At 77.9% G+C, this 15,937-nt stretch carries 19 protein-coding genes; 10 read left to right on the forward strand and 9 right to left on the reverse strand.

Annotation, left to right across the window (positions count from 1 at the left end; translation table 11 throughout):
• The first annotated feature begins 34 nt into the window (after positions 1 to 34).
• From BUE37_RS21000 to BUE37_RS21010, 3 genes are read left to right on the forward strand one after another with little or no spacing between them, the layout of a single operon-like run.
• Entirely contained in the window at positions 35 to 1,138 is a 1,104-nt protein-coding gene (locus BUE37_RS21000) for a transcriptional regulator (RefSeq protein WP_073422481.1), read from the forward strand.
• The gene (locus tag BUE37_RS21005; RefSeq protein ID WP_073422389.1) at positions 1,135 to 2,052 is read left to right on the forward strand and encodes an ABC transporter ATP-binding protein; all 918 of its coding nucleotides are present in this window, start codon (positions 1,135 to 1,137) and stop codon (positions 2,050 to 2,052) included. Before BUE37_RS21000 ends, BUE37_RS21005 begins: the two co-directional genes overlap by 4 nt.
• Positions 2,049 to 2,861 carry an ABC transporter permease gene (locus tag BUE37_RS21010; RefSeq protein ID WP_073422390.1) on the forward strand — a complete coding sequence of 271 codons (813 nt, stop codon included), beginning with the start codon at positions 2,049 to 2,051 and terminating at the stop codon, positions 2,859 to 2,861. The genes BUE37_RS21005 and BUE37_RS21010 overlap by 4 nt, the downstream gene beginning before the upstream one ends.
• Here BUE37_RS21010 and BUE37_RS21015 read toward each other — a convergent pair.
• Entirely contained in the window at positions 2,851 to 3,639 is a 789-nt protein-coding gene (locus BUE37_RS21015) for an ArsR/SmtB family transcription factor (protein ID WP_073422391.1), read from the reverse strand. The genes BUE37_RS21010 and BUE37_RS21015 overlap by 11 nt on opposite strands.
• A 190-nt stretch (positions 3,640 to 3,829) precedes the next feature.
• Between BUE37_RS21015 and BUE37_RS21020 the strand changes: the two genes are divergently transcribed.
• Genes BUE37_RS21020 through BUE37_RS24075 form a run of 5 tightly spaced genes read left to right on the forward strand, consistent with a single transcriptional unit; the run spans position 3,830 to position 7,536 of the window.
• Positions 3,830 to 4,384, forward strand: a complete 555-nt coding sequence (locus tag BUE37_RS21020) for an RNA polymerase sigma factor (RefSeq protein WP_073422392.1) — start codon at positions 3,830 to 3,832, stop codon at positions 4,382 to 4,384.
• Positions 4,381 to 5,214: a zf-HC2 domain-containing protein gene (locus BUE37_RS21025; RefSeq protein ID WP_073422393.1), complete on the forward strand. Its 834-nt coding sequence runs from the start codon at positions 4,381 to 4,383 to the stop codon at positions 5,212 to 5,214. The genes BUE37_RS21020 and BUE37_RS21025 overlap by 4 nt, the downstream gene beginning before the upstream one ends.
• Positions 5,211 to 6,086 carry an ATP-binding cassette domain-containing protein gene (locus tag BUE37_RS21030; protein WP_073422394.1) on the forward strand — a complete coding sequence of 292 codons (876 nt, stop codon included), beginning with the start codon at positions 5,211 to 5,213 and terminating at the stop codon, positions 6,084 to 6,086. The genes BUE37_RS21025 and BUE37_RS21030 overlap by 4 nt, the downstream gene beginning before the upstream one ends.
• A complete protein-coding gene (locus BUE37_RS23525) occupies positions 6,083 to 6,937 on the forward strand; it encodes a hypothetical protein (protein ID WP_073422395.1) in 855 nt (284 codons plus the stop codon). The genes BUE37_RS21030 and BUE37_RS23525 overlap by 4 nt, the downstream gene beginning before the upstream one ends.
• Positions 6,934 to 7,536 carry a hypothetical protein gene (locus tag BUE37_RS24075; RefSeq protein ID WP_073422396.1) on the forward strand — a complete coding sequence of 201 codons (603 nt, stop codon included), beginning with the start codon at positions 6,934 to 6,936 and terminating at the stop codon, positions 7,534 to 7,536. Before BUE37_RS23525 ends, BUE37_RS24075 begins: the two co-directional genes overlap by 4 nt.
• 46 nt (positions 7,537 to 7,582) lie before the next feature.
• Here the strand turns inward: BUE37_RS24075 and BUE37_RS24890 are convergent, their stop codons facing one another.
• Positions 7,583 to 8,392, reverse strand: coding sequence for a lipase family alpha/beta hydrolase (locus BUE37_RS24890; protein ID WP_073422397.1), 810 nt, complete (start codon positions 8,390 to 8,392; stop codon positions 7,583 to 7,585).
• An 88-nt stretch (positions 8,393 to 8,480) separates the two neighbouring features.
• On the opposite strand from BUE37_RS24890, the gene BUE37_RS21050 reads away from it, so the two are divergent.
• Positions 8,481 to 9,164, forward strand: coding sequence for a CDP-alcohol phosphatidyltransferase family protein (locus tag BUE37_RS21050; RefSeq protein WP_073422398.1), 684 nt, complete (start codon positions 8,481 to 8,483; stop codon positions 9,162 to 9,164).
• Here BUE37_RS21050 and BUE37_RS24080 read toward each other — a convergent pair.
• Complete coding sequence (locus tag BUE37_RS24080; protein WP_175562952.1) at positions 9,161 to 9,328, reverse strand: hypothetical protein; 168 nt, start codon at positions 9,326 to 9,328, stop codon at positions 9,161 to 9,163. The two genes, BUE37_RS21050 and BUE37_RS24080, sit on opposite strands and share 4 nt — an antisense overlap.
• Positions 9,329 to 9,432: 104 nt before the next feature.
• On the opposite strand from BUE37_RS24080, the gene BUE37_RS21055 reads away from it, so the two are divergent.
• A complete protein-coding gene (locus BUE37_RS21055) occupies positions 9,433 to 10,407 on the forward strand; it encodes a carbohydrate kinase family protein (protein WP_073422399.1) in 975 nt (324 codons plus the stop codon).
• Positions 10,408 to 10,468: 61 nt separating this feature from the next.
• Here BUE37_RS21055 and BUE37_RS21060 read toward each other — a convergent pair whose 3' ends face one another.
• Genes BUE37_RS21060 through BUE37_RS21085 form a run of 6 tightly spaced genes read right to left on the reverse strand, consistent with a single transcriptional unit; the run spans position 10,469 to position 15,846 of the window.
• The gene (locus tag BUE37_RS21060; protein WP_245794826.1) at positions 10,469 to 11,140 is read right to left on the reverse strand and encodes a flavin reductase family protein; all 672 of its coding nucleotides are present in this window, start codon (positions 11,138 to 11,140) and stop codon (positions 10,469 to 10,471) included.
• Positions 11,141 to 11,159: 19 nt separating this feature from the next.
• Complete coding sequence (locus tag BUE37_RS21065; RefSeq protein WP_073422400.1) at positions 11,160 to 12,260, reverse strand: glycosyltransferase family 2 protein; 1,101 nt, start codon at positions 12,258 to 12,260, stop codon at positions 11,160 to 11,162.
• Positions 12,257 to 13,063: a carotenoid biosynthesis protein gene (locus BUE37_RS21070; protein ID WP_245794827.1), complete on the reverse strand. Its 807-nt coding sequence runs from the start codon at positions 13,061 to 13,063 to the stop codon at positions 12,257 to 12,259. Before BUE37_RS21070 ends, BUE37_RS21065 begins: the two co-directional genes overlap by 4 nt.
• Entirely contained in the window at positions 13,060 to 14,730 is a 1,671-nt protein-coding gene (locus tag BUE37_RS21075) for a phytoene desaturase family protein (protein WP_073422401.1), read from the reverse strand. The genes BUE37_RS21070 and BUE37_RS21075 overlap by 4 nt, the downstream gene beginning before the upstream one ends.
• 2 nt (positions 14,731 to 14,732) lie before the next feature.
• Entirely contained in the window at positions 14,733 to 15,305 is a 573-nt protein-coding gene (locus BUE37_RS21080) for a GNAT family N-acetyltransferase (RefSeq protein WP_083628982.1), read from the reverse strand.
• 13 nt (positions 15,306 to 15,318) lie between these two features.
• Positions 15,319 to 15,846 carry a YbaK/EbsC family protein gene (locus BUE37_RS21085; protein WP_073422402.1) on the reverse strand — a complete coding sequence of 176 codons (528 nt, stop codon included), beginning with the start codon at positions 15,844 to 15,846 and terminating at the stop codon, positions 15,319 to 15,321.
• Positions 15,847 to 15,937 lie beyond the last annotated feature (91 nt).

Raw genomic sequence — 15,937 nt, forward strand, 5'->3', positions numbered from 1 at the left:
GGCCGGGTTGCGGGCCGCTCGTAGCGTGGCGCGCATGTCGGGGCACGGCCGGGGCCGCCGGTGGGCGGTGGTCGCCGCGCTCGTCGCCGTCCTGTGCGCGCTGCCGGCGGTCGTGGCGGCGCTGCCGGCCGACGACGCCGACGTCGCGGCGGCCGACCTCCGCGACGCCGTGCTGGCCAGCGGCGGCGTCGGGTTCTCCGGCTACGCGGTCTCGGCCGGCGGGCTGAGCCTGCCGGTGAGCGACCAGCTGCCCGCCGTCGCCGACCTGCTCAGCGACCGCGTGCAGCTGCGCGTGTGGTGGCGCGGCGAGGACGAGCACCGGGTCGACGTCGTGGGCGCGGCGGGGGAGACCGGCGTGCACACCGACCCGGCGGGCACCTGGACCTGGGAGTACGAGTCGGCCACCGCCGAGCGCACCGGCCCCGCGCCGCTCACCCTGCCCGCGCCGCCGGACCTGGTCCCCGCGAGCCTGGGCCGGCGGCTGCTGTCGGAGGCCGGCGACGACGAGCTGGCGCGGATCGGCGCCCGCCGGGTGGCCGGCCGCGACGCCCTCGGCCTGCGCCTGGTCCCGGCCGCGGCGGCGTCGTCGGTGGCCCGGGTGGACGTCTGGGCCGACGCCGCCACCGGGCTCCCGCTGGCCGTGGAGGTCCTCGCCGAGGGCGCGACGATGCCGGCGCTGGACACCCGCTTCCTCGACCTCGACCTCGCGGTGCCCCCGGCCGGCGTCGTCGCCTTCGACCCGCCGCCGGGCGCCCGCGTCCGGCAGGGCGCGGACCCCGGCGGGCTGCTCCGGGAGGCCGCCGACCGGGCGCTGTCCCCGGGCCGGCTGCCCGCCGAGCTGGCCGGACTGCCCCGGCGCACGCTCGAGGGGGCGCCGGAGGCGGTGGGCCTCTACGGCCGGGGCGTCACCCTGCTCGCCGTCGCGCCGGTGCCGGGCCGGCTGGCCGCGGGCGTGCGCTCCGCGCTGGCCGCCGCACCCGACGCCGTCCGCGACGAGCGCGGCACCCGGATCGCCGCCGGCCCGCTCGGGCTGATGCTCGTCGACGCCCCGGGCGCGGGCACCTTCCTGCTCACCGGCACCGTCGACCTCGACGCGCTCGCCGACGCCGCCGCCGCGCTCACCGGGGCGCCGTCGTGAGCTCGGTCGTCGTCACCCGCGGGCTGGTCAAGCAGTACGGCCGGGTCCGCGCCGTCGACGGGATCGACCTCGACGTGCGCACCGGCGACGTCTACGGCTTCCTCGGCGCCAACGGCTCGGGCAAGACGACGACGGTGCGGATGCTGCTGGGCCTGGTGCTGCCCACCCGCGGGGAGGTGGAGCTGCTCGGCGAGCGGATGCCGCGGGCCGGACGGCGGGTGCTGCCGCGGGTCGGTGCGCTCATCGAGGGCCCGGCGCACCACCGGCACCTGTCCGGCGCGGCCAACCTGGCGCTGCTCGACGCCGCCGGGCCGGGCGGGTCCCGCCGCACGCGGAGGCGGCGGGTCGCCGAGGTGCTCGACCAGGTCGGCCTCGGCGGGGTGGGGCGCCGGAAGGTCGGTGCCTACTCGCTGGGCATGCGCCAGCGGCTCGGCCTCGCCGGCGCGCTGCTGCGCCGTCCCGAGCTGCTGGTCCTCGACGAGCCCACCAACGGCCTGGACCCGCAGGGCATCTCCGAGGTCCGCGAGCTGCTGCTGGACCTGCACCGCGGCGGGACGACGGTGTTCCTGTCCAGCCACCTGCTCGCCGAGGTGGAGCAGCTGTGCAGCCGGGTCGGCGTGCTCGACCGCGGCCGGCTGGTGCTCCAGGACGAGATGGCGCACCTCACCGCGCCGACCGGCGCCACCGTCGTCGACACCCCGGCGCCCGAGCGGGTGCGCGCGGTGCTCGACGGCCGGGTGCTGTCCGCCGACGGCGGGCGGGTGGTCGTGCGCGGCGCCGACCCGGCGGAGGTCAACGCGCTGCTCGTGGGCGCGGGTGTGCCGGTGCGCGGGCTGGCCCTGCAGCGGCCCACGCTCGAGGAGGTGGTGCTCGCCGCCGCGGGCACCAGCGCCGACCGGGTGGAGCGGGCGTGATCGGCGTCGAGCTGCGCAAGACCTTCGGGCGGCCGCGGACGTGGGTGACCATCGCCGTCCTCAACGCCCTGCCTGTGCTCGTCGCGGTGCTGCTGCGGCTCACCGACCTGGCGCCGCGGCCGGGGGAGGGCCCGCCGTTCCTGTCGGCCGTGCTCACCAACGGCCAGCTCTACCCGCTGGCCGCGCTGGCGATCGTGCTGCCGCTGTTCCTGCCGATCGCCGTCGCGGTGGTCAGCGGGGACGCCGTCGCGGGGGAGGCGCAGGCCGGGACGCTGCGCTACCTGCTCGCCCGCCCGGCCGGGCGCACCCGGCTGCTGGTGGCCAAGCTGGTGGCCGTGCTGGCGTTCGTCGTCGTCACGGTCGTGGTGGTCGCCGCCGTCGGCTACCTGGTGGGCACGCTGCTGTTCGACGCGCGGCCGGTCGCCGGCGGCACGTCGGTGTCGGGCACCTCGCTCACGCCGGAGGAGCTGGCGGTGCGGACGCTGATGGCGATCGGCTACGTGGCGGTGTCGATGCTCGGCGTCGCCGCGTTCGGGCTGTTCTTCTCCACGCTCACCGACTCGCCGCTGGCCGCGGCGCTCGGGGCGCTGGCGGTGCTGGTGACCTCGTCGCTGCTGTTCACCCTCGACGCCGCCTCGCCGATCGCGCCGTACCTGCCCACGCGGTACTGGCTGGCCTTCGTCGACCTGTTCCGCGACCCCGTCCTGTGGCGCGACGTGGTGCGCGGGCTGGCGCTGCAGGGCGTCTACGTCGGCGTGCTGCTCGCCGCGGCGTGGGCCAACTTCACGACCAAGGACGTCACCTCGTAGGAGCCGGCATCTCCCACGGCGCCGCGGGCAGCACCTCGCCGGTCTCCAGCAGCGACTTGAGGTTGGCGAGCACCGCGGGCCACCCCTGCGAGACGTCGCGCAGCCCCTGCTCGTCGGGCAGGTCCTCGTGGGTGACGGTGAGCCGGACGATGCCCTCGCCCTGCTCGACGAGGAACGTGACGCGCGAGTCGCCGGGCGTCTCCTCGGGCCCGCCGAAGGTCATCACCAGCCGGTGCGGGGGATCGGTCTCCAGCACGCGGCCGCCGGCGTCGGCGACGTCCGAGCCGTCGGTGCGACGGTGCTCCCAGCGGCTGCCCGGCTGCCAGTCCGACACGTTGGCGTGCCCCCAGTAGCGGGCGGTGAGGTCGGCGTCGGTGAGCGCCTGCCAGACCTGCTCGGCGGTGGCGCGGACGTAGGTGACGTAGACGTAGGTGGGGACCGCTGCGTACATGGCGAGCTCCTCTGCTCGGGACCGGATGGCGGAGAGGGCCTCGAGGCGAGGCCGGTCGAAGGCGGAGATCCAGCGCTCCGCGATGTCGTACAGGGGCACCGCGTTGAGGAAGTGCAGGCGCTCGCGGCCGCGGCGGACGACGGTGACCAGGCCGGCGCGGACGAGGACGTCGAGGTGCTGGGTGGCCGACTGCCGGGCCATGCCGAGCCGTGCGCACAGCTCGCCGAGGGTCTGCCCGTTCTGCTCGCGCAGCCGGTCGAGGAACGACCGCCGGGTGGGGTCGGCGAGGGCCCGGAAGACCGCGTCGACGTCCCGTCCGTCGTCCACGCCCGGATCATGCAGGTATCTGCCTGCATGAGTCAACGGGCGGCCGGATGGTGCGTCCCGTCCCCTCGCACCCCCGTCTCGGGGGGAGACGCCCGACGGTCCGGTGACCGGGACCCGCTGCGGGCGGTCCGGCCGGGATCGCACGTCCGGGACGGGAACCATCCGGGGGTCGCACTGCGACAGTCCTGGCATGCGAGCCGGACCGGCGGACGAGGACGCCGCCCTGCTGGCCGCCCTGGCCGATGGGGACCTCGCGGCCATGCGCCGGCTCTACGAGCGGCACGCGCCGTGGCTGTCCGCTCGCCTCCTGCGCCGGTGCAACGACCCGGACGTCGTCGCCGACGTGCTCCAGGACAGCTTCCTCGCGTTGTGGCGGGGCGCCGAGCGCTGGCGCGGCGACGGTGAGGTCGCGGCCTGGCTCTGGGGCATCGCCGTCCGACGGCTGGTGTCGCGGCTGCGCGGGCGGCGGGCCGCGGTGGTGCTGCCGCTGGAGGAGGAGGCCGACCCGGGGACCGCGCCGAGCGCCGAGGAGGTCGCGTTGCTCGGCGTGGAGTACGGCGACCTGGGCTCGGCCCTGCTGCGGCTCTCACCGGAGATGCGGGCCGTGGTGCAGGCGACCGTGCTCGACGGGCTGTCCACCCGGCAGGCCGCCCGGCTGCTCGGCATCCCTGCCGCCACCGTCAAGACCCGTCTGCACCGCGCGAAGGCACACCTGCGTCGAGAACTGGCCGGAGGCCTGGCATGAGCACGTCGACCGGCGGGTGGCACGCCGACGAGGACCTGCTGTCCCGCTACGTGCGGGGGGACGCCGGCCCGGTGGCGGCGGCCTCGCTGGAGCAGCACCTGCTGCGCTGTGCGTCCTGTCGGGACCGCATCGCCGCGCACGTGCCGGTGCCGCTGCTGGACGCGGCCTGGGAGCGGGTGCGGGACGAGGCGGTCGCCGGGCGCCCGCGCCGGCTGGAGCGGCTGCTGGTCCGCCTCGGCGTCCCCGCCCCTGACGCCCTCCTCGTCGCCACCGCGCCGTCGCTGCGCACCTCCTGGCTGGTGGGACTGGTCGTGACGCTGGTCTTCGTCGGCCTCGGGGCCGCCTACGGCGGCGACCGCGGGCTCACCTTCTTCCTGCTCGTGGCGCCGCTCGTCCCGGTCGCGGGCGTCGCGTTCGCCTACGGCCCCGACGCCGACCCCTCCCACGAGGCGGCGCTGGCCACGCCGTACCCCGCGACCCGCCTGCTGCTCCTCCGCACGGCCGCTGTCCTGGCCGCCTCCCTGCCTCCGGTGCTGCTCGCAGCACTGCTCGTCCCGGCCCTGTCCTGGACGGCGGTCGCGTGGCTGCTGCCGGCCCTGTCCCTCACAGCGGCGCTGCTGGCCGCCTCGACCTGGGTGCGGCCGACCGTCACCGCCGCCGCCCTCGGTGCCGGCTGGACAGCCGCGGTGACCTCGGCGTCCCGGGCCGCCGACCCCACCGCCGTCCTCGCGCCGGCCCTCCTCGTCGCCTACGCCGTCCTCGGCTGCCTGGCGCTGCTCGTGCTCGCCCTCCGGTCCCGTTCCCTCACCACCCTGGGGAGTCCGTCATGACCGTCGTGCCGACCGTCGCGCTCACCGGCGTCACCAAGCGCTTCCGCGGTACCGCCGCCCTGGACGACGTCCACCTGACGCTCGGGCCCGGGATCACCGGGCTGCTCGGACCCAACGGGGCGGGCAAGACGACGCTGCTGCGGATCACGGCCACCGTGCTGACCCCCGGCGCCGGCGAGGTCGTGCTGTTCGGAACCCGGCCGGCCGGGCCCGAGCAGCTGGCCGCGGTCCGCCGCCGGCTGGGCTACCTGCCGCAGGAGATGGGCCACCCGCGCGGCTTCACCGGGTTCGGCTTCGTCGACTACATGGCCGTCCTCAAGGAGTGGACCGACCGGGCCGCCCGGCACGCCGAGGTGCGCCGCGTGCTGGAGCTGGTCGACCTCGACGGCGTGGCGGCCCGGCGGGTCTCCGCGCTCTCGGGTGGCCAGCGGCGCCGGTTGGGCCTGGCGCAAGCCCTGCTCGGCGACCCCGACCTGCTGCTCCTGGACGAGCCGACCACCGGCGTGGATCCCGGGCAGCGCGTGACCCTGCGTCAGGTGCTGTCCCGGGCGGGGGAGCGGTCGACCGTCCTGCTGTCGACGCACCAGACCGAGGACGTCGCCGCGCTCTGCGACCGCGTCGTCGTGCTCGACGGCGGCCGGGTGCGCTTCGACGGCGCGGTCGCCGACCTGGTGGCCACCGCCGCGGGCCGGGTGTGGCTGGCCGACGCGCCGGACCCCGCCGCCCGCGCCTCCTGGCGCACCGGCACCGGCCGCCACCGCGTCGTCGGGCAGGCCGCCCCAGCCGGCGCCGAACCGGCCGAGCCCACGCTCGAGGACGCCTACCTGCTGCTGCTCGGCGAGCGCGCGCGGACGACGGGGGTGGCGGCGTGAGCGCCGTGCTGGCTCGGCCCGCGCCGTCGACCCGGGGTGCGACCCTGCGGACCCTGGCCGCCGCGGAGGCGCGCCGCTACGCCCGCTCCCCGGTGTTCCTCGCCGGCGTGCTCCTGCTGCTCTGGGCCACCGCGACCTCCCTCGGCGACCTCGACGACGCCGGCGGTGACCTGGCCGTCGTCCCCGCAGCCTGCCTCGGCCTCGCCGGCGTCCTGGTCGGCCACTCCCTGACCCGCTCGACGTCGCGGCCGGGGGACGCGGTCCGGGCGGCACCGGCCGACGGCGCCCTGCGCACGGCGGCGCTGGCTCTCGCCTGCCTGGTCCCGGGTGCGGTGGCCCTGGCGTGGGCGGTCTGGGTGGCGCTCGCGCTGGCGGCGGCGGACCTGCCGGTCGCGATCGGGTGGGGCCGGCAGGCCGGGATGCTCGCGACCGGCGTGGTCGCCGCCGTGGGCGGTCCGCTGGTCGGCGTCCTCGTCGGCCGCTGGACGCGCTTCCCCGGCGCCGGGCTGGTCGCCGCCGTCGTCCTGACCGGCTGGACGCTCGCCTGCACGGCCGGCCTGATGATGACGGCCACCCGGTGGGGGACGCTGGTCCACCTCAACGCGCCGTTCGCCACGTGGACCTCCGCCGACGGGCCCGACGCGCCCCCGTGGCTGGCCGGCGGGTCGCCCTGGTGGTACGTCGCCTACCAGGTCGCGCTGTGCGGGCTGGCGGCGACGGCGGCCATGGTCCACGAGGCGACCGGTGCCCGGCGGACGCGGCTGTGGCGGGTGCTCGCCGTCCTGGCCGTCGTCGCGGTGGGCTGCCTCGCGTTGGCCTGCGCGGCCGACCCCACCCGGGTGTTCCTGTGAGCCCGCGGGGCGTCGACCCGGTCGCGGTGGGCGGCGCCTCCGCCGTGGGCGCGGTGCTGCTGGCCGGCTGCGTGCTCGCGGCGGGGGACGGCCCGCCCTACGCCTGGCTGCACCTGGCCCTGGTGCCACCGGCCGTCGCGGCGGCGTTCGTGCTCGACGAGCCGGCGGCGGCAGCGGCCGACGCCGTGCCGTCCTCCCTCCGCCGGCGCACCGCGGGGCGCCTGGCCGCCCTCTCCGTGCCCTGCGGCCTGTGGACGGCGGGCGTCGCGGCGGTGGCAGTCCGGGCGCCGGGCACCGCTGTCGGCGCCCTGCTGGTCAGCGCGGGCGGGGTGCTCGCGCTGACGCTCGCGGCCGCGGCGGTGCTGCGCCGCGCCGGCGTCGCCGAGCCGGGGGAGGCGGTCGCGGCAGGGGCCGGGGGCCTGCTGCTCGCCACGCTGGTGTTCGCCCCGGCGGCGGTGCCGATGCCCCCGGAGGGCACGCTCGCGTGGGCGGTCGCCGCGCTCGCCGGAGCGCTGGTCGTGACCCTCGCGACGGGCGGGGGCGCATGGCCGCGGCGTCCTGGCTCACCGCCGCGCGTCCTGGCTCGGCGTCGGCGGTGAGCCAGGACGCGCTCCGATCAGGTCACCTGATCCCCGCCGCGCCGGGTCAGCCGCCCAGGCGGGCGCAGTCGCCGGGGCCCAGGGGCACCGGGTCGCCGGCCGCGAGCTGGGCCAGCACCATCGCCTGCACGAGCGGGTCGCGGGGGAGCTGCCCGTGGCCCACCTGCGCCTGCGCGCACACCGACTGCACCTCGAGCTCCAGCGCGCCCTCGAGGCGGGCGGACTCCGGCGGCGTCACCGTCTGGTCCTGCGCCGTCCAGATCGACACCCAGGTGGGGCCCGCCGGCGTCTCGTCGTCCTCGTTCAGCCCGGTGAGCAGGTCGCTGCCGGTGGCCAGCTGGCGGCACGCCTCCGGGCACTGCTCCGGGGCGACGGAGAGGGCCAGGTCGGCCAGCCGCGTGCCGTGGTGGGGCGACCCGAGCGTCACGATCCGCCGCGCCCGTTCCGCGCCGCCGTCGGCCGCCCACAGCCGCGCCACCACCCCGCCGGCGGAGTAGCCGACGACGTCGACGCTGCGGGCGCCGGTCCGCGCCAGGGCGTCCTCGGCGGCGGCGTCCAGTGCGTCGGCCGCGGCGGCCAGGTCGCCGGTGCCCCCGTCCGGCAGTGCGACGACGGTGGCGTCGCGGCCCTCGGCGGTCAGCCGTCCGGCCAGCGACGCCAGCGAGCCGGTGGACCCGCCGTAGCCGGGGACCAGCAGCACCGGGCCGGGCTCGTCCTGGGACACCGGGGCGGCGGGCGCGGCGTCGTCGCCGCTGCCGGTCAGCAGCAGTGCGGCGACGGCGGCCACCGCGACGACGACGAGCGCGAGCAGCGCCAGCAGCAGGCGGCGGCGGGCGGGGGCGAGGCCGGCGAGCACCGCTCCACTGTCCCCGGTCCCGGCCGGACGGTGGCTCGGCACTGGCGGGCCGCGGTCCCTCCCCGTGTCGCTGCGGGAGACTGCGCCCGTGCTGAGCCGCGACGAGTACCTCGCCGAGTGGTCGCGGTGGCACGGCGGCACCGACCCGGCCGCCAGCCGCCTGGTGCACGGCTGGCTGTCGCTGGCCTACGCGCTGGCCCGGGCGCTGTCCTGGCTGCCGCCGCTCGCCGCGACGGCGCTCGGCCTGCTCGTCGCGCTGGCCGCGGTCGGTCCGGCGGTGGCCGGCGGCGCGTGGCTGATCGCCGGCGGGCTGCTGGTCGGGCTGTCGGGCCTGCTCGACTCCCTCGACGGGGCGTTGGCGCTCGCGGGCGGGCGGGCCTCGCGCCGCGGTTACGTCCTGGACTCCGCCGTCGACCGGCTCACCGAGGCCGCCTACGCGCTGGCGCTGTGGGCCGCGGGGGCGCCGGGCTGGCTGGCCGCCGTCTTCGGGGCGCTGTGCTGGCTGCCGGACTACCTGCGCGCCCGAGCCGGGCAGGCCGGGGTGGCCGAGACCGGGTCGATCTCGGTCTGGGAGCGGCCCACCCGGGTGGCGATGACCGGCTTCACCGTGGGCGGGGCGGGCATCGTGGCCGCGACCGGGCTGGACGCGGCGGCCGGGGTCGACGGCGGCCCGGCGCTGGTGGTCACCGCCGGTGCCGCCGTCGGCGCCCTGCTCGGCCTGGTCGGCACCGCGCAGCTCGGCGTCTCGCTGCGCCGGGCGCTGGGCGACTAGTCGTTCTCCTCCGCGTGCTCGGTCAGCCGCTCCAGGGCCGAGTCGCGGTCGGGCTCGGCGTCGCTGCGCCAGCCGCAGGCGCAGACCGCGACGTGGTCGCCGGGGCCGCCCCCGCCGCGCGCGGGGTCCAGCTCCTCCATCGTGGCGAGCGTGTGGTCGGTCATGGCACGGGCCTACCCGTCCCGCCCGCACCCCACGCCGCGCGGCGGTCCCCCGGGAGCGCCTCTTAGGGTGGGCGGGTTCCGCCGTCCCGTCCCGAGGAGCCCCCGTGCCCGTCGTCGTCACCGGCTCCATCGCCACCGACCACCTGATGACCTTCCCCGGCCGCTTCACCGAGCAGTTCGTGGAGGGGCAGATGGAGAACGTCTCCCTGTCGTTCCTGGTCGACGACCTCATCCAGCACCGCGGCGGCGCCGGCGCGAACATGGCCTACGGCATGGCCCTGCTCGGCCTCGCGCCCGTGCTGGTCGGCTCGGTGGGCAACGACTTCGCCGACTACGACGCCTGGCTGACCCGCCACGGCGTGGACACCCGCGACGTCCGCTGGTCCGAGCTCAAGCACACGGCGCGCTTCGTGTGCACCACCGACGCGGTGAACAACCAGATCGCCTCCTTCTACTCGGGCGCGATGAGCGAGGCCGGGCAGATCGAGCTGGCCCCGGTGTGCGACCGCGTCGGCGCGCCCGACCTCGTCGTCATCGGCCCCAACGACCCGACGGCGATGGCCCGGCACACCCAGGAGTGCCGCGACCGCGGCTACCCCTTCGCCGCCGACCCCAGCCAGCAGCTGGCCTGGGCCGACGGCGACCTGATCCGCGACCTCGTCGACGGCGCCGACCTGCTGTTCACCAACGAGTACGAGTCGGCGCTGCTCATGCAGAAGACCGGCTGGGACGCCGCGGAGATCCTCGGCCGCGTGAGCACCTGGGTCACCACCCGCGCCGCCCAGGGCGTGCTCGTCCGGCAGCGCGACGCCGACCCGATCGAGGTCATCGCCGTCCCGGAGACCAAGCCGGTCGAGCCCACCGGCGGCGGCGACGCCCTGCGCGCCGGCTTCATCGCCGGCCGCACCTGGGGACTGTCGCTGGAGCGGGCCACCCAGCTCGGCTCCGCGGTGGCCACCGAGGCCGTCGAGGTGGTCGGCACCCAGGAGTACGAGCTGCGCCGCGAGCCGTTCCTCGAGCGGTTCGCCGACGCGTTCGGCGCCGACGCCGCCGCCGAGGTGGCCGCGCACCTGCCGTGACAGGCATGGGAGGCTTTCCCCACGTCCTGCGCCGCAGGACGTGGGGAAAGCCTCCCATGCCTCAGCCGCCGCGGACCTGCTCGCCGATCGAGGGGTCCTCGGCCCACTTCGCGTAGGGGATCCGCGGGATCGTGCGGATGTCGCCGACGGTGCACCACTCGTTGCCGCCGAGGCGCGCCAGCGGCCGCAGCTCCTCGATCCGGGGCCGGCCGTCGCGGACGGCGTCGCTCACCACGGTCACCCACTCCACCCGGCCGAAGACGACGGTGCTGTCGCCCAGCCGCAGCGTGGAGTGCAGCGTGCACTCGATGCTCACCGGCGACTGCGCCACCCGCAGCGCGCCCACCTTCTCGCTCGGCTCGAGCCGGATGCCGGCGGCCTCGGCCTCGCTCTGGTCGGGCGGGAAGTCGGTGCCGGTGGCGTTGGCCTGCTCGAACAGCTCCTCGGGCACCAGGTTCACGGTGAACTCGCCGGTGGCCTCGATGTTGGTCAGCGAGTCCTTGCGGCCCACCGAGGTGAACTGCACGACCGGCGGCTGCACGCACGCCACCGTGTAGAAGGAGTGCGGCGCCAGGTTGTGCACGCCCTCGGCCGAACGGGACAGCACCCACGCGATCGGCCGCGGCACGACGACGGAGTTCATCACCCGGTAGAAGTCCGACGGGCGCATCTGCCCCGGGTCGAAGGGCGTGCGGGGGCGGCTGGTCTCGGGCGGGTCCACGGGCGAGGTCACGCCCCATCCTCACCCCGGGTCAGCGCAGCGCGCGCCCGCGCCAGGTGAGCGTGCCCCGGCGCCGCCCCGACAGCGACCCGGCCAGCAGCAGGTCGAGCGCCAGCAGCGAGACCGGGTGCGCCAGCGCGTCGGGCCACACCCGCCCGCCCGTGACCGCCGCGGCCACCGCCCGGCCGGTCACCCCGGCCGCCCAGCCGAGCAGCCCGGCCCGCGAGCCGCGCAGCGCCGCCAGCGGGGGGACGACGCCGACGGCGGTGAGCACCGCGGCCGCCGCCACGGACGCCGCCGGCGAGCCGCCGACCGACGCCCACAGCGACTTGCCGTAGCCCTCGCGCATCGCCGCCCAGCCGTCGTACATCCGGCACTCGGCCAGCGCCGCGCCAGCCGCCGGGACCGCGCGCCCGCCCGAGCGCTTGACCGCCCGGGCCAGGGCGACGTCCTCCACCACCTCGTCGCGCACCGCCGCGTGCCCGCGGGCGCGCAGGTACCCGCGCCGGGTGAGCGCGAGGAACTGGCCGTTGGCGGCGGTCAGCGACGGCCGCGGCGAGCGCTCGGCGGCCCGCAGCGGCAGCGTCGTCATCCACAGCCACGGCGACAGCGGCTGCACCAGGCGCTCGGCGAGCGTGCCGGCCACCGGCCGCGGCCACGGCGAGACCAGGTCGAGGTCGTGCGCGTCGAGCAGCGCCACCGCGGCGGCGACGGCGTCGGGGGCGAGCCGCACGTCGGCGTCGACGAAGACGAGGTAGCCGTCCTCGCGCATGGTCTGCGCGCCCACCCAGCAGGCGTGCGGCTTGCCCAGCCACCCGGCGGGGAGGTCACCCGCCGGCACGAGCTCGACCCGGGGGTCGCCGATCGCGCGCACCCGGGCGGCCGTGCCGTCGGTGGAGCCGTCGTCGACCACCACCACCCGCAGGCCGGGCACCCCGCGCGAGGCCAGTACCGCGGCCAGGCAGGCGCCGACCTGTGCCTCCTCGTCGCGCACCGGGACGACGACGGTGACCGGCCGGGTCACCTCCGGCGGGCGGGCCGGCGCGCGCCGCAGCAGGGCGGCGTTCACGGCCGCGTGCGCGGCGCCGGCGACGGCCAGGCCGGACAGCGCCCGGACGGCCGCGCCGCTCACCGCCGGCGGGCCTGCACGGCGAGGACGGCGACGACGACCGCCGTCAGCCCCGCGCCCCAGGCCGCCGACCCGGGCAGGTCCAGCCACAGCGCGTGGGCGAGCGCCCCGCCGGCGACCATCCAGCCGATCACCAGCAGCGGGGCGGCGTCCGCGCGCGGCCCGCCGGGGACCGCGGTGCGCGCGACCACCAGCTCCAGCACGGCCATGAGCACGAGCCCCGCGAGCAGCCAGCCGCCCAGGTTGGTCAGCGGCACGGTGTCGATGCCGGGCAGCCCGGGGGTGGGCTCCGCCCAGGTCCAGTAGCCGGCCTGCACCAGCTGCGGGTCGAGCACGACGTCCCACCCGGCGAACACCGCCGCGGCGACGACGACCCGCGCGGCCCGCCGCCGGCCCGGGCGCACGCGGCGGGTGAGCAGCTCGGCGAGCACCCGGCTCGGCCAGGCCATCATCAGCCAGGCCAGCGGCACCAGGTACGGGACCTCGAGCACCTGTGGGCCCAGCGCGTCGGTGTAGGTGTAGGGCCCGTAGGGGAACCCGGTCGCCGTCCCGACCGCCTCGAAGGCGATCGCCGCGACCACCACGACGGCGAGCACGGCCGCGCCGGTGCGCCCGCCGTGCCGGGCCGCGGCCGCGGTCACCGACACCGCCGAGCCGAGCAGCACGATCGTCCAGGAGACCGCGTCGCGGGCGGTGCCGTCGGTGAGCGGGTAGGCGATCGCGGCCAGCACGAGCAGGACGGCGAGGAGTAGCGGCACCCGCGCCGGGGCGCCGGCCCCCCGCACGGCCGCCGTCGCGGCGCTCACCGCACCGCCCGCAGCAGCCGGCCGGCCGCCCCCTGCACGCGGGCGCGGGCGCGGGTGACGAGGCCGCGGTCGGCGAGCACCGCGCGCGCCGCCGTGCGGCCGGAGTTGCCCGACACCCCGCCTCCGGGGTGCGTGGAGGCGCCCGCCAGGTAGAGGCCGGCCAGGCCGGGGACGCGGTAGCCCGACAGCGCCGGCGTCGGCCGGAAGGCGAACATGCTGGCCAGACCCATCTCCACGTGCATGACGTTGCCCCGCAGCAGGGACAGCTCGCGCTCCAGCAGCAGCGGCGTCTGCACGTACACGTCCTGCACGGACGCGGCGAACCCGGGCGCGAACCGCTCGACGGCGTCGACCAGCCGCTGTGCCTCGCCCGCGGCGAGGGCGTCCCAGTCGCCGCCGCCGGCGAGGTCGTAGGGGTACCACTGCCCCCAGATCGTGACGACGTGCCGCCCGGGCGGGGCGAGGGTGTCGTCGCTCGCGGAGAACGACATCGCCAGCGGCACCGGCTCGCGCGGCAGCCGGCCGGACAGCCAGTCGCCGTGCGCGGCGGCGAGCTGCGCGCGGTCGGTGCACAGCAGCTGCAGGCCCTGCGCGGACACCGCCGGGTCGACCCCCGGGTAGCGCGGGACGGCGTCGGTGAGGCAGCGCAGCACCAGCCCGAAGCCGTTGCCCACCGGCGGGGCGGCGTCGGCCAGCGCCGGCGGTGCGTGGTCCCCGGCGAGGTCGCGGGTGGCCAGCACGTGGCAGGCGGCGACCACGACCGGCGCCTCGATCCGCCGTCCGGACACCGTCTCGACGCCGGTCACCCGGTCGCCGTCGACCAGCAGCCGCGCGGCGCCGTCGCCGAGGGTGACCCGGCCGCCGTCGGACTCCAGCCGGGCGCGCAGCGCCGCCGTCAGCCCGCCCGAGCCGCCCACCGGGTGGCCCGGCGGGGTGTCGTGCAGCAGCGCGACCCAGGCGACCATCGCCGCGGTGCCGGGCTCGGACATCGGCGGGCCGGACTGCGCGCCGAACCAGGCCAGCGCCGCCTTGAGCCGTTCGGAGGCGAACCAGCGGTCGAGCAGCGCGTCGCCGGAGCCGAGGAAGTCGACGGCGAGGTCGCCGCCGGGGGTGCGCGGGTTGCCGCCGGTGGGCGCGCCCAGCGGCCAGAACGCGCGGGCCAGGCCCAGCGGGGTGGGGCGGCGGCCGAAGGAGTCGACGACGGCGCGGCTGCGCGGCCCCCACACCCCGACGAAGCGGCGGTAGGCGTCGGCGTCGGCCTGCCCGCAGGCGGCGGCGATCGAGGCGCAGGTGGCGTCGAGGTCGACCGAGAAGACCAGCGGCAGGCCGTCCGGGCCCGGGTCGCCGGGGGAGGGCGCGGGCGCGAAGCCCCAGGGGTCGCAGTCGACGTAGGTCAGCCCGTGGGCGGCGAGGTCGAGCTCCTCGACGACCCCGCTGTGCCGGACGATCACGTGCGCGCTGGAGCCGCGGTCGACCCGCACCCCCGGCCAGCGCTCGACGGTGGACACCGCGCCGCCGAGGACGTCGTCGCGCTCGACGACCTCGACGGTCAGCCCCTCGCGGGCCAGGTAGCAGGCGGCGACGAGCCCGTTGTGGCCCGCGCCGACGACGACGGCGTCGACCCTGCGGTCGGCGGCCCCGCCGGCGGCCCGGTCGGGTCCCGGCACGCTCAGCGGCGCACCGGCTGCAGCGGCAGCCGGGCGCCGAGGATGGCGAAGGGCCGCGCGTCGCCGGGGAAGTGGTGGCCGCGGGCGAGGTCGACGAAGCCGTCGGCGTGGTACAGCCGGAAGGCCTTGGTGTCGGCGTCGGGCGTGGACAGCAGCGCGGCCGGCGCGTCGACGCCCTCGACCAGGGCGTGCAGCAGCCGCCGGCCCAGGCCCCGGCTCTGCGTCTCGGGGTGCACGTGCAGCTCGCAGACCTCGAAGGCGCCCGGGAGCCAGCGCTTGGCGGTGCGCCGGTCGAGCGCCGCGCGCACCTGGTCGTGCCACCACTGGCCCGGGGCGACGAGGTAGCCGTAGCCGAAGCCGACGAGCTGCTCGCCGTCGGGCGTGGGCGCGAACCCGCCGACGGCGCGGAAGCCCGGGCGCTCGGTGTGCTGGACGGCGTACCCGTAGCGGCCGGCCACCACCGAGGCGTCGTAGCCCATGGCGGCGCCGTAGATGGCCAGCGCCTCGTGCATGTGGTCGCGCAGCCAGCCGGCGGGCAGCTCGGTCACCCGGGCGGCGGGCGTCGTGCCGGTCACGGTCTCTCCTCGCTCACTGACCCACCGCACCCGCGGGGGTCTGCAGGGTCTCCTGCGGGCCGTCGCCGACCTCGGCGGCGGTGCCGCCCGTCAGGCGCAGCAGCTCGTCGTAGGTGGTGGGGAAGACCGCCGACGGGTGTCCCGCGGCGGCCCAGACGCGCTCGTGCCGGGCCAGCTCGACGTCGACGAGCGTGCCGATCGGCTCGGGGTGGCCGATCGGGGCGACCCCGCCGATGGGCTGGCCGGTGTGCGCGCGGACGAAGTCGGCCGACGCGCGCTCGACGCGGGGCACGCCGAGCAGGGTGGCCACCTTCGCGGTGTCGACCCGGTGGGCGCCGCTGGTGAGCACGAGCAGCGGGAGGCCGCCGACGTCGAACACCAGGCTGCTGGCGATCGCCCCGACCGGCACGCCGAGCCCGGCGGCGGCGTCGGCCGCGGTGCGCGCCCCGGCGGGGACCTCGCGCACCTCCCCGGCGGCGCCGGCCGCGGCGAGCAGCCCGGCGATCGCTGCCACCCGGGGGTGGGCGGCGGGTCGGGTCATGGCGGCGATCCTGCCACCGCTGTCACACCCCCGCCGTACCGTCCGGCGCGCGGACGGGGAGTCCTCCGGCCGGGCGCGTCCGGCTTGACGC

It is taken from the genome of Geodermatophilus nigrescens (genome assembly GCF_900129495.1).
Lineage (GTDB): Bacteria > Actinomycetota > Actinomycetes > Mycobacteriales > Geodermatophilaceae > Geodermatophilus > Geodermatophilus nigrescens.

What these genes read in the sequence shown, in the direction of transcription:
- BUE37_RS21085 (WP_073422402.1), bottom strand. Translation starts at nt 15,846, where the DNA reads ATGACCCGACCCGCCGCCCACCCCCGGGTGGCAGCGATCGCCGGGCTG.
- BUE37_RS21020 (WP_073422392.1), top strand. Translation starts at nt 3,830, where the DNA reads ATGCGAGCCGGACCGGCGGACGAGGACGCCGCCCTGCTGGCCGCCCTG.
- BUE37_RS24080 (WP_175562952.1), bottom strand. Translation starts at nt 9,328, where the DNA reads ATGACCGACCACACGCTCGCCACGATGGAGGAGCTGGACCCCGCGCGC.
- BUE37_RS21025 (WP_073422393.1), top strand. Translation starts at nt 4,381, where the DNA reads ATGAGCACGTCGACCGGCGGGTGGCACGCCGACGAGGACCTGCTGTCC.
- BUE37_RS21000 (WP_073422481.1), top strand. Translation starts at nt 35, where the DNA reads ATGTCGGGGCACGGCCGGGGCCGCCGGTGGGCGGTGGTCGCCGCGCTC.
- BUE37_RS21030 (WP_073422394.1), top strand. Translation starts at nt 5,211, where the DNA reads ATGACCGTCGTGCCGACCGTCGCGCTCACCGGCGTCACCAAGCGCTTC.